General features: G+C 41.5%; 14 protein-coding genes. 12 read left to right on the top strand and 2 right to left on the bottom strand.

All coding sequences use genetic code 11. From position 1 onward, the window contains the following. Window positions 1-2 precede the first annotated feature (2 nt). The 11 genes from AWM73_RS07920 to AWM73_RS07870 all read left to right on the top strand — a co-directional run bounded on the left by AWM73_RS07920 (window position 3) and on the right by AWM73_RS07870 (window position 9,954). Window positions 3-1,055: a galactitol-1-phosphate 5-dehydrogenase gene (locus tag AWM73_RS07920; protein WP_060778835.1), complete on the top strand. Its 1,053-nt coding sequence runs from the start codon at window positions 3-5 to the stop codon at window positions 1,053-1,055. After that, the gene (locus tag AWM73_RS07915; RefSeq protein ID WP_211275671.1) at window positions 1,056-2,135 is read left to right on the top strand and encodes a zinc-binding dehydrogenase; all 1,080 of its coding nucleotides are present in this window, start codon (window positions 1,056-1,058) and stop codon (window positions 2,133-2,135) included. 59 nt (window positions 2,136-2,194) lie between these two features. After that, window positions 2,195-2,878: a ribulose-phosphate 3-epimerase gene (locus tag AWM73_RS07910; RefSeq protein WP_076340231.1), complete on the top strand. Its 684-nt coding sequence runs from the start codon at window positions 2,195-2,197 to the stop codon at window positions 2,876-2,878. A gap of 240 nt (window positions 2,879-3,118) precedes the next feature. Further along, the gene (locus AWM73_RS07905) at window positions 3,119-3,790 is read left to right on the top strand and encodes a fructose-6-phosphate aldolase (RefSeq protein ID WP_060778833.1); all 672 of its coding nucleotides are present in this window, start codon (window positions 3,119-3,121) and stop codon (window positions 3,788-3,790) included. 11 nt (window positions 3,791-3,801) lie between these two features. Then, window positions 3,802-4,482, top strand: a complete 681-nt coding sequence (locus tag AWM73_RS07900) for an HAD family hydrolase (protein WP_060778832.1) — start codon at window positions 3,802-3,804, stop codon at window positions 4,480-4,482. Between the two features lie 323 nt (window positions 4,483-4,805). Further along, on the top strand, window positions 4,806-5,606 hold the full coding sequence (locus AWM73_RS07895) for an SDR family oxidoreductase (protein WP_060778831.1): 801 nt from the start codon (window positions 4,806-4,808) through the stop codon (window positions 5,604-5,606). Between the two features lie 15 nt (window positions 5,607-5,621). Continuing rightward, complete coding sequence (locus tag AWM73_RS07890; RefSeq protein ID WP_060778830.1) at window positions 5,622-7,478, top strand: BglG family transcription antiterminator; 1,857 nt, start codon at window positions 5,622-5,624, stop codon at window positions 7,476-7,478. Next, complete coding sequence (locus AWM73_RS07885) at window positions 7,475-7,957, top strand: transcriptional regulator GutM (RefSeq protein WP_060778829.1); 483 nt, start codon at window positions 7,475-7,477, stop codon at window positions 7,955-7,957. Before AWM73_RS07890 ends, AWM73_RS07885 begins: the two co-directional genes overlap by 4 nt. A 3-nt stretch (window positions 7,958-7,960) precedes the next feature. Continuing rightward, window positions 7,961-8,515 (top strand): PTS glucitol/sorbitol transporter subunit IIC, encoded by a 555-nt coding sequence (srlA, locus tag AWM73_RS07880; protein ID WP_060778828.1) that lies wholly within the window; start codon window positions 7,961-7,963, stop codon window positions 8,513-8,515. An 11-nt stretch (window positions 8,516-8,526) separates the two neighbouring features. Then, window positions 8,527-9,546, top strand: a complete 1,020-nt coding sequence (srlE, locus tag AWM73_RS07875) for a PTS glucitol/sorbitol transporter subunit IIB (protein WP_060778827.1) — start codon at window positions 8,527-8,529, stop codon at window positions 9,544-9,546. A gap of 51 nt (window positions 9,547-9,597) precedes the next feature. After that, complete coding sequence (locus tag AWM73_RS07870; RefSeq protein WP_060778826.1) at window positions 9,598-9,954, top strand: PTS glucitol/sorbitol transporter subunit IIA; 357 nt, start codon at window positions 9,598-9,600, stop codon at window positions 9,952-9,954. A 134-nt stretch (window positions 9,955-10,088) separates the two neighbouring features. Here AWM73_RS07870 and AWM73_RS07865 read toward each other — a convergent pair whose 3' ends face one another. Next, complete coding sequence (locus tag AWM73_RS07865) at window positions 10,089-10,601, bottom strand: type 1 glutamine amidotransferase domain-containing protein (RefSeq protein WP_060778825.1); 513 nt, start codon at window positions 10,599-10,601, stop codon at window positions 10,089-10,091. A 332-nt stretch (window positions 10,602-10,933) separates the two neighbouring features. Between AWM73_RS07865 and AWM73_RS07860 the strand changes: the two genes are divergently transcribed. Next, window positions 10,934-11,866 (top strand): NAD(P)H-dependent flavin oxidoreductase, encoded by a 933-nt coding sequence (locus AWM73_RS07860; protein WP_060778824.1) that lies wholly within the window; start codon window positions 10,934-10,936, stop codon window positions 11,864-11,866. Window positions 11,867-12,199: 333 nt separating this feature from the next. Here the strand turns inward: AWM73_RS07860 and AWM73_RS07855 are convergent, their stop codons facing one another. After that, window positions 12,200-12,418 carry a hypothetical protein gene (locus AWM73_RS07855; protein ID WP_060778823.1) on the bottom strand — a complete coding sequence of 73 codons (219 nt, stop codon included), beginning with the start codon at window positions 12,416-12,418 and terminating at the stop codon, window positions 12,200-12,202. Window positions 12,419-12,440 lie beyond the last annotated feature (22 nt).

Raw genomic sequence — 12,440 nt, 5'->3', positions numbered from 1 at the left:
AAATGAAGGCAACACAATTAAACGAAAATCAAGAATTCGAATATGTTGAAATCGATGAGCCTGAATGTCAACCGGGTTGGGTTAAAGTAAAAGTCCATGCTACCGGGGTTTGTGGCTCAGATACTCATAAAATTGAATTTGGCTGGAAATATGACCTTCCCGCAGTTATGGGTCATGAAATTGCCGGGGAAGTTGTTGAAGTTGGAGAAGGAGTCACCCGAGTAAAAGTTGGTGAACGAGTAATCGTTCCTCCACTTATTCCAGATTTTTCCTGTCAGTATTGTGAACAAGGTCTGTATGGCTTATGCGAAAACTATAAAATGATTGGAACACACTATATTGGTGGTTTTGCTGAAAAATTAGTCGCTCCTGAAACTAATATTTTACCTATTGGTGAGATGGATTATGAAGATGCAGTGCTTATTGAGCCTTTCGCTGTTTCTATGCACAGTGTCATGAACATGGATGTTGAATTGGGTGACACTGCAGTTGTTCTAGGTATTGGTGCTATTGGAATCTTTACCATCGAAGCCTTACTTTTAGCCGGCTGTAAGAATGTCATTGCTGTAGATATTAATGATGATAAATTGGAAGTTGCTAAACAATACGGTGCTAGTTATGGGATTAATTCTATCAAGGAAGATCTCGAAGCTAAGGTGAAAGAATACACCAACGGCTTGGGCGCTGATATTGTCATGGAATGTGCGGGTACTCCAATTACCCAAGAACAAGCCCTCGTTTTAGCTAAGAAACGCGGTAAAGTCGGCTATACTGGCATTGGTTACCGTGACGTACTATTACATGAACGTCATTTTGAAAGCATTTTCCGCCATGAATTAACATTAAAAGGATTTTGGAATTCATACTCCGCTCCTTTCCCTGGAAAGGAATGGACGAATTTAATTGCTTATATAAACCAAGGACGTGTTAATTTAGAAGGGATGATTACTCACCGCTATCCATTAAATAAAGTTGATGAAGCCTTTAAGATGATGTTGTCTCGTGAACAAACCTTTAACAAAGTAATAATTTTACCACAGGAGGAGAAAAACTAAATGACTGAAATGATGAAAGCAGCTGTTAAAAAGACCCCAGAATACGGCGATATGGAATTATTGGATGTAGAAGTACCTACACCAAAAGAAGATGAAGTCAAGGTGGCAACAGCCTACACAGGAATTTGTGGCTCTGACGTGCATACCTTTAAAGGGGAATACAGTAACCCTGTCACTCCAGTAACTTTAGGCCATGAATTTTCAGGTGTTGTTGCTGAAGTAGGTCCTGATGTTACCGAATTTAAACCTGGTGACCGCATCGTTAGTGAAACCACTTTTAGAACTTGTGGGATCTGTGAATTCTGCAAAGAAGGCGACTTCAACCTTTGTTCCCAAAGAAAAGGGATTGGTACCCAAGTTAATGGATCAATGGCTAAGTATTTCTTAGCTCGCCAACCACATATGCATAAAGTTCCTGATAATGTTTCCCTAAAAGCAGCAGCATTTATGGAGCCACTAGCTTGCTGTGTTCACGCAGTTATGGAAAAAACTACCGTTAAAGAAGGTGAAGTTGTCTTAGTTATTGGGCCTGGTCCAATGGGTCTATTGACTTCTCAAGTGGTAAAAGCTCAAGGTAAAAACATCACTGTTATTCTTTCTGGTATTGATAAAGATAAAGAACGTCTTGACTTTGCTAAAAATGAATTGGGTGTTGACTATGCTATCTCTTCCCAATCTGAAAGTTTAGAAGACCTAGTTCATGAGTTGACTGATAAAGACAATCAATTTGGTGTTGACCATGTCTTTGACTGTTCTGGTTCACATGTTGCTGTTAACCAAGCCCTTAAATTAACCAAGAAAAAAGGAAAATTCATCCAAGTTGGCCTCTTCCCTAAACATGAAGTCCCAATCGACACCTTTACAATTTATAACCGTGAAATTGAATATATTGGTTCTCGTTCACAAAATTCACATTCTTGGCCTAAAGCCTTAAAACTTCTCGAAGAAGGTAAGGTAAATACTGAAATTTTAGTCACCAAGGTTGTTGAACTTGAAGACTGGAAAGACGCTTTTGATGCTACTATGGCTGGTAATGATATCAAAGTGATGATTAAATCAAACGACTTTGATGGTGAGTAATCAATTCTAGCAGGCATTGTGCCTGCTTTTTTTATTATGAAATAGTTTGGGGTGACACTGTGAAAAAGAATAAACAACTAGTATGTTCGATTATGACTGCTGATCAGTTACATTTAGCCAAAGAACTTGACGAGCTAAAGGAAGCGGGAATTAACTGGCTACATTGTGATGTCATGGATGGACAATTTGTCGATAACTTAGCGATGGGACCTTATGAAGTGGAGTATTTTGGTAAGATGCCGGATTTTACTGTAGATATCCATATGGCGGTAAAGAACCCTGAAAAATACGTTAAAATGTTTGCCCCTTGTCGGCCTGATTATATTACTTTCCATGTTGAAGCAGCTGAAGATCCAAATGCTGTCATTCAATTGATTCAGGATGAAGGGATCGGTGCGGGGATTGCTATTAGCCCGGATACTCCCTTATTAACGATCCTTCCTTATCTAAATCAAGTGGATTTAGTTCTAATGATGACAGTGAAGCCGGGTTTTGCCGGTCAAGCCTTTAGAGAGGATGTTCTAGAGAAACTCGACCAATTGACCCAATACTTTGAGGAGAATTTTACCAATGAGAATCGTCCCTTGGTCGAAGTGGATGGTAATATTAACCCGGTTACCATGGCAAAAATGCAAGATTATGCTGTCGATCTCTATGTTTTAGGGACATCTGCCTTGTTTAATGAAGATCCTAGATCCTATAAAGAAAAGGCGGATGAAATGTATGCGATTATAGGAAAATAGATTAATGATTATTTACTTGTTATGACCAATAAAGCACTAAATACTGTAATAGTCTCCACAGATTTGGTGCTTTTTATATGTGAACCTTTATGTTGAAAATTAAAGTAGTTACTAATAAGAAAAAGCACTCATTAGTTTTATAAAAGCGCTGACATTTCTAATATTTCTAGTAAACTAGAGGTAGTAGAAAAAGAAAAACGATTGTTTATTCGTTTAATATTAGAAGAAAGGATGATTCTAATGAAGTTGGTATTGGATACCGCTAATTTAGACAAAATCAAGGATTATGTGACTTATTTACCGGTAGAGGGGGTTACCACCAACCCTAGCATCCTGAAAAAAGCTGGCGACATTGATGTGGTCGAGCGTTTAAATGCCATTCAAGAAGTGATTGGGTTAGACAAAGACCTCCATGTCCAAGTAGTGGCTAAGGACTATGAAGGGATTGTTAAGGACGCTCACGCCATCTTAGAAGCAGTCAATGACCGAGTATGTGTTAAAATCCCAGTGAATAAGGAAGGTTTGCGGGCTATTAAAACCTTAAAGGCAGAAGGGGTTCGTATTACCGCCACTGGCATCTATTCTAAAATTCAAGCCTTGTTGGCGGCTGAATTAGGCGCTGATTTCTTGGCTCCTTACGTGAACCGTATGCTTAACTTAGATACCGATCCTTATGAAGTGATTTCCTCTGTTTCCTATCAATTAGCGCGGACCAACAGCGACACCGAAATCATTGCCGCTTCCTTTAAGAATATTAATCAGGTGACTAGTGCTTTAGAAGCCGGAGCTCAATACATTACGGTTGGGGATGATGTTGTGGATAAGTTTGTTGAAAACGCCAATATTGAAAAAGCGGTCAGCGATTTTTCTGCCGATTGGACCGCTGTTCATGACCGGGATAGTTTTGTTTAGGGATTAGCAATATGAAGAATGACCTTAGCCAAATCAAAGTAGTGATCTTTGACTTAGATGGCACTCTAGTGGATACGGAAAAGATTTACCAAGCAGGCTGGCGAACCGTATTAAAAGATTATAATGCTACTATTAGTCAAGAAATGCTTGAAAAAATGCGTGGAGGAACCCGAAAACATAATAATCGTTTAATTCAAGATATTTTAGGTGGAGACGAAAGCTTAGCACAGGAAGCAAGAGAAAAGCGGAACGCTTATTTTAAAGAAGTTATTAGCCAGGGTAAAATTGATTTAAAAGTGGGAGCTTTTGAATTGCTAGAATACTTACAAGCTAATGGCTTATCACTAGCCGTAGCTACTTCTTCTCCTATCGATCGCGGAGAAGATATCTTAGAAATTAGTGGGTTAATGCCTCATTTCGATTTTGTAATATATGGTAATCAAATTGAATATGGTAAACCACAGCCAGATATTTTTCTTAAAGTTCTGGAGCATTTCCAAGTAAGTAGCCAGGAAGCAGTGGTTATCGAGGATTCGTTGAACGGTTTATTAGCTAGCACGCGGGCGAAAATCCCTACTTTTTACGTGCCAGAAATTCCTTTAAGAAATGGTGAATTTGATCATGTAAATGAAGATTACTTAATCGGCGTTTACCCTTCCTTAAAAGCAATAAAAGACTTTTTGAAAAACTAAGAGGTAGAAATACTTTGTATTGATGAAGACCTTAGGCTCTCTATTGGCACACCTTTTAGTTCTTGGTTGAATGATTTTAATATTAGCTTTCATTAGTCAATGTCATACTTCAAAAGAGTATGGCATTTTTTTATGCATTGCTTGCGGAGTTAGCAGTACGTGAAAAGACTGCTAGTTCTTTTTATATCAGCGCTTTTATGAAAAGGATTAGTCAAAGACTTTTTTTATCGAGCGAAAAAACCTTGTATTAATTTTGACAGCGCTTACCGATACAATACTAAGTGTAAAGAAAAGAACAAAAAATTTAGAGAGGTGAATCGATTATGGAAAATTGGTTAGGTATTGAAGGTAAGGTAGTTATTGTTACAGGGGCATCTTCAGGAATTGGGGCTGCCGTAGTGGAAGAACTATTAAATGATGGCTGTAAGGTAGCCAACTTTGATATTTCTGACAACCATGTCGAACATGATAACTTACTCTTTGTGAAAACCGACGTCTCTTCACGAGAAAATGTGGAAGCCAGTGTTCAAAAAGTGGTGGACCACTTTGGGACTGTGGATGCTGTGGTCAATAATGCTGGGATTAACGTACCTCGTTTATTAGTGGATCCTAAAGACCCTAACGGAAAATATGAACTGGATGACGCAACATTTGATAAAATGGTAGCAATCAATCAAAAAGGTGTCTTCTTGGTTGCCCAAGCGGTGGGTCGGATCTTAGTAGATAAAGGCGAAGGCGTAATCATCAATATGGGTTCTGAATCAGGACTAGAAGGTTCCGAAGGTCAAAGCCCTTACGCAGCAACAAAAGCAGCTGTTTACTCATTTACCCGCTCTTGGTCTAAGGAATTAGGCAAACACAATGTGCGTGTGGTTGGTGTGGCTCCTGGGATTTTAGAAGAAACTGGTCTAAGAACCCTAGCTTATGAAGAATCCCTATCTTATACCCGTGGCATTACGGTCGATGATTTACGTGCCGGGTATTCAAAGACCACCACAATTCCTTTAGGCCGCAGCGGTAAATTAAGTGAAGTGGCCGATGTGGTCGCTTACTTAGTATCTAACCATTCTTCCTATATTACCGGAGTAACCATCAACGTTGCGGGAGGCAAGACAAGAGGCTAGTTAAGGAGTGGTGTTATGGCACTTGTTGATCGTTGGTATGAAATTTTAAATAATTTATATATGCACCCCAAGATTTCACAAGCGGAGTTTGAAGCGGGGCTGAAGACAAGTCGCCAAACCCTCAAAAAGAATATCCAACTCCTCAACCAGGAGCTGGGAGGCATTGCCAGCATTACTTTAGAAGACAAGGTCTATCACTTGACCATTAAAGATTTTGCTGCTTTCAAGAAAATTCTAGCAGGAAAATTTCGCCAAGATACTGACTTTAATTCTTCCAATAAACGGCAAGCCTATATTCTTAAACAGCTGATTGAAGACCAAGAGGCTGTGATTATCGATGACCTTACTGAAGTGACCACGGTTAGTCGCGGGACGGTGAATAATGATATCAGTCACCTTCGTCAAGAGTTAACGGATTATCACCTCACCATTGTGGGCACCCCCAATAAGGGTTTGACTCTGGAAGGGGATGAGCTCGATATCCGCACGGCCTATGTCAATATCGTTCTTTCTTACTTCAAGGAAGATCAATTCACTATCAAAGATAAGACGCATTTGTTGAATTTGGCCCCTAATTTTAATATGACCAATTTCACCAAAGATTTACTCTTAAAAGTTGTTTATGTCACTCTACTCCGTGTCCGTCAAGGGCACGGTTTGACGAGTGAGATACTTCACTACCAGAACTTCTTACAAGGACAAGAGGACTATGAAGTCTTTATTGCTGAAATTGAAGATTATTTCAACCTCACCCTAAGTCATTATGAATACCAGTACCTGGCCTATCCGTTTAATATTTACAATAAGGAAGACATTGTACCGGAGAGCTTTAACTCAGCCTTTGTTGACCATGTTTACCAAGAAGTCCTCCAAGCCATTCAACGTGACTTAGCCATTGAATTTGACCAGGAAAAGTTATACCAAGCTATGCGTAATCATTTAATTTTTCTTATTCGTCGCTTGTTATTCCGGGTTAATAGTGAGGATCTCTTTTTCCATGAGGTCCAAAAACAATACCCACTATCCTTCACTCTGGCAGAGATTACTGGCCAGGTCTTAGAAGAAGTCTTAGACCGTGAGGTACCAGGCATTGAGCTGTCTTATCTCAGTCTTTATTTCGAGTTGGTTATTAGCCGACAAGTGAGTTTGAAAAGTCAAAAAATTGCTATCGTTTGTCACACCGGTAAGGGCACAGCCCGTTTGATTAAGCTGCAGATTCAGCGCATCTTAGGGACCAGTTTAGAGTTATCCACTTTCTCAGAAGGGGAATTTAACCAGGAAGACCCTAGTCAATACTTTGCCATCTTCACTACTATTCCTTTAGACAAGACCAGGATCAAACGGCCTATTATTCAACTGGATAATTTATTCGATGAGTCTTATATCCGGTCGCAATGGAATAGTGTCCAACGGCATAATCCTCTCTTTTCCCAGTTGGTTTACTTGGACTTTCTTACTTTAGACCAAGGGGAAAGTTACGAAGATTTGCTCCAAGTCATGACGGACAAAGTCATTGAAGAGACCGGAGTTTCGGCTGAATTTCAACAAGCGATTTTTGACCGGGAAGCCATTAGTGATAAAGTTTTTGACCAAGGAATAGCTATGCCCCATACGGTGGTTGAAGATTTTGATCAAATCATCCTATTCATCGGGCAAGTTGAAGCTGATATCAAAGAAAAGGGCCGACCCATTGACCTGGTCTTTCTCTTAGGAATTCCCAGTCAGACCAACCAAGTCATGGATGAGTTACTGATTAATATCTATGAAGCGATTTTTGCGGTGGCCAATAACCAAGACTTAAAGGCCTTATTAAAAACTACGCATTCTTTGGAAGAGATTCAAGATATTTTACAAGGAGATGACGCATTGTGAGCTTTATGATCGTATTTGGTGGGATGGCCTTACTGGCCTACTTGGGCCAAGCCTTTCTTGGTTTCCTGCAAATCAAACACTTTAACCAAGTTTATCAAGACCTGCGTAAACAAGGCAAAGTCGCCATCGGGAGACGGTCTGGCAAGCTTCGCCAAGGTACTATCGTGATGTTTGCTGTCAATGACCAAGCTAGAATCCTTGATGCCTATAAGATGCAGGGAGTCACGGTATTAGCGAAATTCAAGCGCCTCCCCCAATATATTGGTCAAGATCTCTATTTGATCGATCGCAAGCATCCCCTGGTACAGAAAGAAAATAAATTAACCCAAATTGCCATGGAAGACGCCCGCGAAGTCTACATTCGGGTGGAAATCGGTGACTATAAGGAAGAAAAACCGCAATCCACCTTCAAACAATTAGGCAATTTTGCCACACAGATGAAATACACACTGTCAAATAAAGTTAAAGGACGTGGATAAAAAATGGAATATATTGTTAAATTTGCGGAAGGGTTCATGAACCTCTTCCAAACCGGTGCCGATAACTTCATTGCCTGGATGGGATCCATTGTTCCCCTGGTATTAATGTTAATGGTTGCCATGAACGCTATTATTAATCTCTTAGGGGAAGAACGGGTAACCAGCTTAGCCCGGGTGGCTTCTAAGAATGTCTTTACCCGTTACATGATCCTACCCTTTGTGTCTGCCTTTATGTTAGGGAACCCCATGTCAATGACCATGGGACGTTTCCTGCCTGAATTCTATAAACCCGGTTATATTGCCGCACAAATGCAATTCTGCCATACCTCCAACGGGGTCTTCCCTCATATTAACCCAGGTGAATTATTCGTTTGGTTAGGGATCGCCCAAGGGATTGAAGCTTTAGGCCTTAACCAAATGGAACTGGCCATTCGCTACCTCTTAGTGGGGTTAGTGATGAACTTTGTTGGTGGTTGGGTCACAGACTTTATCACCGCGCGGGTATGTAAACAACAAGGAATTACCCTTTCAAAAACCGTTGACGGGAACATTGATTAAGGAGAATTATCATGAGTGAATACAAAAGCATAAAAATTGTAAAAGGGTCAGGCGGCTTTGGTGGCCCCCTAGTCATTACCCCAACCGAAGAAAAACACAAATTCATTTATGTGGTGGGTGGCGGTGAGCGCCCAGCTATTGTGGATCGTATTGAAGAACTTTCCGGTATGGAGGCGGTGAACGGTTTTAAAACCTCCATCCCTGATGAAGAAATTGCCTTAGCGATTATTGACTGTGGAGGGACCCTCCGTTGCGGGATCTATCCTAAGAAGGGGATTCCTACCGTTAATATTATCGCTACTGGGAAGTCTGGTCCCTTAGCCCAATATATTACCGAAGATATCTATGTTTCTAATGTTGGCGTTAACCAAATTGGCCTGGCAGATGGTAGCCAAGAACCAGTAAGTACGGTAGCGGCTAGCCAAGCAGATGACCAAGCTGAAGACAGTAGTGAAAAGGCTGGTTACGACACCTCTAAGAAGATTACCGAACAAACTGAAAATCCTAGTTTTATCGCTAAAATCGGGATGGGCGCTGGTAAAATTGTTGCCGTCTTCAACCAATCCGCCCGGGAAGCGATTGAAACCATGTTACATACCGTGATTCCTTTCATGGCCTTTGTTTCCTTACTCATTGGACTTATCCAAGGCTCAGGGGTTGGTGACTGGATCGCCCGGGCCCTAACCCCACTAGCTGGGAATGGAATTGGTTTAGTGGTTATTGGTTTTGTCTGCTCCCTCCCATTCTTATCCCCATTACTCGGGCCTGGCGCAGTTATTAGCCAGATTGTTGGGACCCTAATCGGGGTAGAAATTGGTAAGGGAAATATTCCACCACAATTGGCTCTACCTGCTCTCTTTGCCATCAATACCCAAAACGGTTGTGACTTCATTCCGGTTGGTTTAGGTTTAGCAGAAGCTTCCTCTGAAACTGTTGAAGTCGGCGTGCCTGCTATCCTTTATTCCCGTTTCCTAAACGGTGTGCCCCGTGTCTTAGTGGCATGGTTAGCAAGTATTGGTCTCTATAGCTAATCAAAGAAGAAATGCGCTCATAAAAACAAAAGTACAGAAAGGAAATCTACGATGACTATTTATCAAACAGAAGTAAAAAATATTGGTGCCGATGCTGAATTATTTAAAAGTGAAAACATGATCATCCTCTTTGGAGAAGACGCCCCTGCTGACTTAGCTGATTATTGCTATAATATCGACGTTAATCCTATCCAAGGAACTATTGAAGCAGGGCAAACCATCTCCTTTGATGACCAAGACTATAAAATCACTGCTGTTGGTAGCGTCGTAGAGAAGAACCTTACTGACTTAGGCCACATTTCTGTTCGTTTCGACAATTCAAGCGATGCTGATTTGGCTGGAACTATCTATGTGGAAGAAAAAGCACTTCCAGAAATTACCATTGGTACCAAAGTAACGATTCACTAAGAGAATTCAAAAAGTCCACTCATCTTTGTTTATGAGTGGACTTTTACTTATTGATAAATTTGAATGAAAATTCAAACCAAAACCAGCGCCCCCAAGCTCAAATAAGCTGTGGCAGGCGCTGGTTATTTTTTATTCTATTTTAAAGCGTCAACAATGGCTTTGTTGAAGGCAGGAAGGTCATCTGGGGTCCGGCTGGAAATGATACCAGAGGAGTCGATCACCACTTCTTCATCAAAGTAATTAGCCCCGGCATTCTTCACGTCAACGGCAACTTGGGCCACCGCAGTGATGTCTTTACCGTGGAGGACATCGGCGTTGACTAAGAGTTGTGGGCCGTGGCAGATGGTGAAGATGGGTTTATGCTTGTAAGCGAAGTGACGCACGAAGTTTAGAACGTCTTCATACTTACGGATCTTATCGGGAGAATAACCACCAGGGATCAGTAAAGCGTCGAAGTCTTCGCCCTTAGCGTTGTCAATTCCAACTTCAATTTCGACTTCGGTGCCATCACTTTTACCAGTGACAGTAGCGCCTTTTTCTAAACCGACAGGAACCACTTGATGACCTGCCGCTTCGAGCGCTTCTTTTGGTGAGGTGTATTCAGAATCTTCGAAGAGGTCGGTCATAATACTTGCAATTTTTGCCATAAGTTTGTTTCCTCCTTATTGGTCTTTCTGCGTCAGTGTGATTAATCGAGTGCCACTGACGGACAGCTTGTCTTTTTACGACTACATTTTTATCCTAGCATGACTAAGCTAGGATTGCGAACCTTGTGCTCATTCGCTTTTAAATCAGGGGGGAATTATTGTCATCGATCGCAGTGGGCGTTCTTATATCTCTTCCATAACAATATAGTTATCCCAGAACTCTAAACTTACTATTTTACATGTTGTGAATATAAGCACATAATAGAATTGTTAGAACTATTTCTTTTACAGTATAAAATTGTTGACTAAAAATCTTAAAAAGGAGAGATTGCATGAACCGAGTTTGTGAATTATTAAATATTGACTATCCGATTTTCCAAGGTTCCATGGCAGGGGTCGCTGAAGCGCCCTTAGCTGGCGCTGTTTCTGAAGCAGGCGGTTTAGGAGTGATTGCTACCGCTGGCCGTAAAGGGGACTGGTTACGTGAACAAATTAAAACTGTCCGCGAAATTACTGACAAAACCTTTGCTGTTAACTTAATGTTAATGTCTCACAACACCGAAGAAATCATGGAAGTGATTATTGACGAAGGCATTAAAGTGGTAACGACCGGTGCTGGGAATGCTGCGCCATTAATCGCACCTTTACATGAAGCGGGCATCAAAGTCGTTCCTGTTGTCGCTAATGCCCGTCAAGCCAAGAAAATGGAAGACGCTGGTGCCGATGCCGTGGTCTGTGAAGGGACCGAAGCGGGTGGCCACGTGGGTGAAGTGACCACCATGCCTTTAGCCCGTGCAGTTATCGCAGCCGTTGACATTCCAGTGATCATTGCTGGTGGGATTTCTGACGGTCATGGTTTAGCTGCAGCCTTTGCTTTAGGTGGTGAAGGGGTGCAATTAGGGACCGTCTTCTGCGCCAGTGAAGAAGCTCCAATCGCTCAAGGTTACAAGGAAGCCATCGTTAACTGTGGTTTAACCGATACTGTTGTTGTCGGTCGTTCCATCGGCGCCCCTGTGCGTTTAATCCAAAATGACATGGTCGCTAAACTCCAAGAAGAAATCGACAACGGCTCTACCCGTGATGAATTCGAAAAATCCAACCTTCAAATGTTACTAACCGCTATCACCAAAGGCGACACCGAAAACGGGATCGTAACCATCGGTCAAGTAGCCGGCAACATCACCGAAATTCGCCCTGTCAAAGAAATCATCGACTCCATCGTCGAAGAAGCTCGCGAAGCTCTGAAAAACATGCCAAGTATCTAAGAGTGCGACAGTCACACTAGAGGACGAAAACGCTACGCATACTATATCTGTAACTCGCTAACGCTTCGAACAGCTATAGCAATTGGAGAAAACTGTCATAAGCTCAGCTATAAGGATGTGAGAACGCCGTCAAAGACTTGAATTTTCTGAAGCAACTTCAAGGCTGGCGTACGAACTCAACTAGCCTGAGCGTTGGCAGTTTTTGAAATGGACGTTCGTCCTGTGACTGGAGCAGGTTTGGATAGAGTGTGATTAAAACACATTCTGCATAAACTGTACACATTAAAAAGGACTAGGAATTGACACCTAGTCCTTTTCTTGTCGCAAAAAATTTTATTCGATATCCTCTTCTAGTAAAAGTTCATTTTGTCTATAGTCGTCAGCATATTTTAAGATAGCTGGGTTTTCAAAGAGGTTCTCTTTGACTGGGGTGTAGACAATGGCGCCACTATTGTGACATGCAACCGAAAATTTCATTCCCACGCTAAGCTTATCGTTGTTAGGTAGGGGAAGAACTAATGAATTCCCAACTTGTCTAACTTGAACTTCCAAATGAATGACCTCCTAGTCATGA

Source organism: Aerococcus urinae (assembly GCF_001543175.1).
Taxonomy (GTDB): Bacteria; Bacillota; Bacilli; order Lactobacillales; family Aerococcaceae; genus Aerococcus; species Aerococcus urinae.
This window is presented reverse-complemented; position numbering and strand designations above follow the sequence as displayed.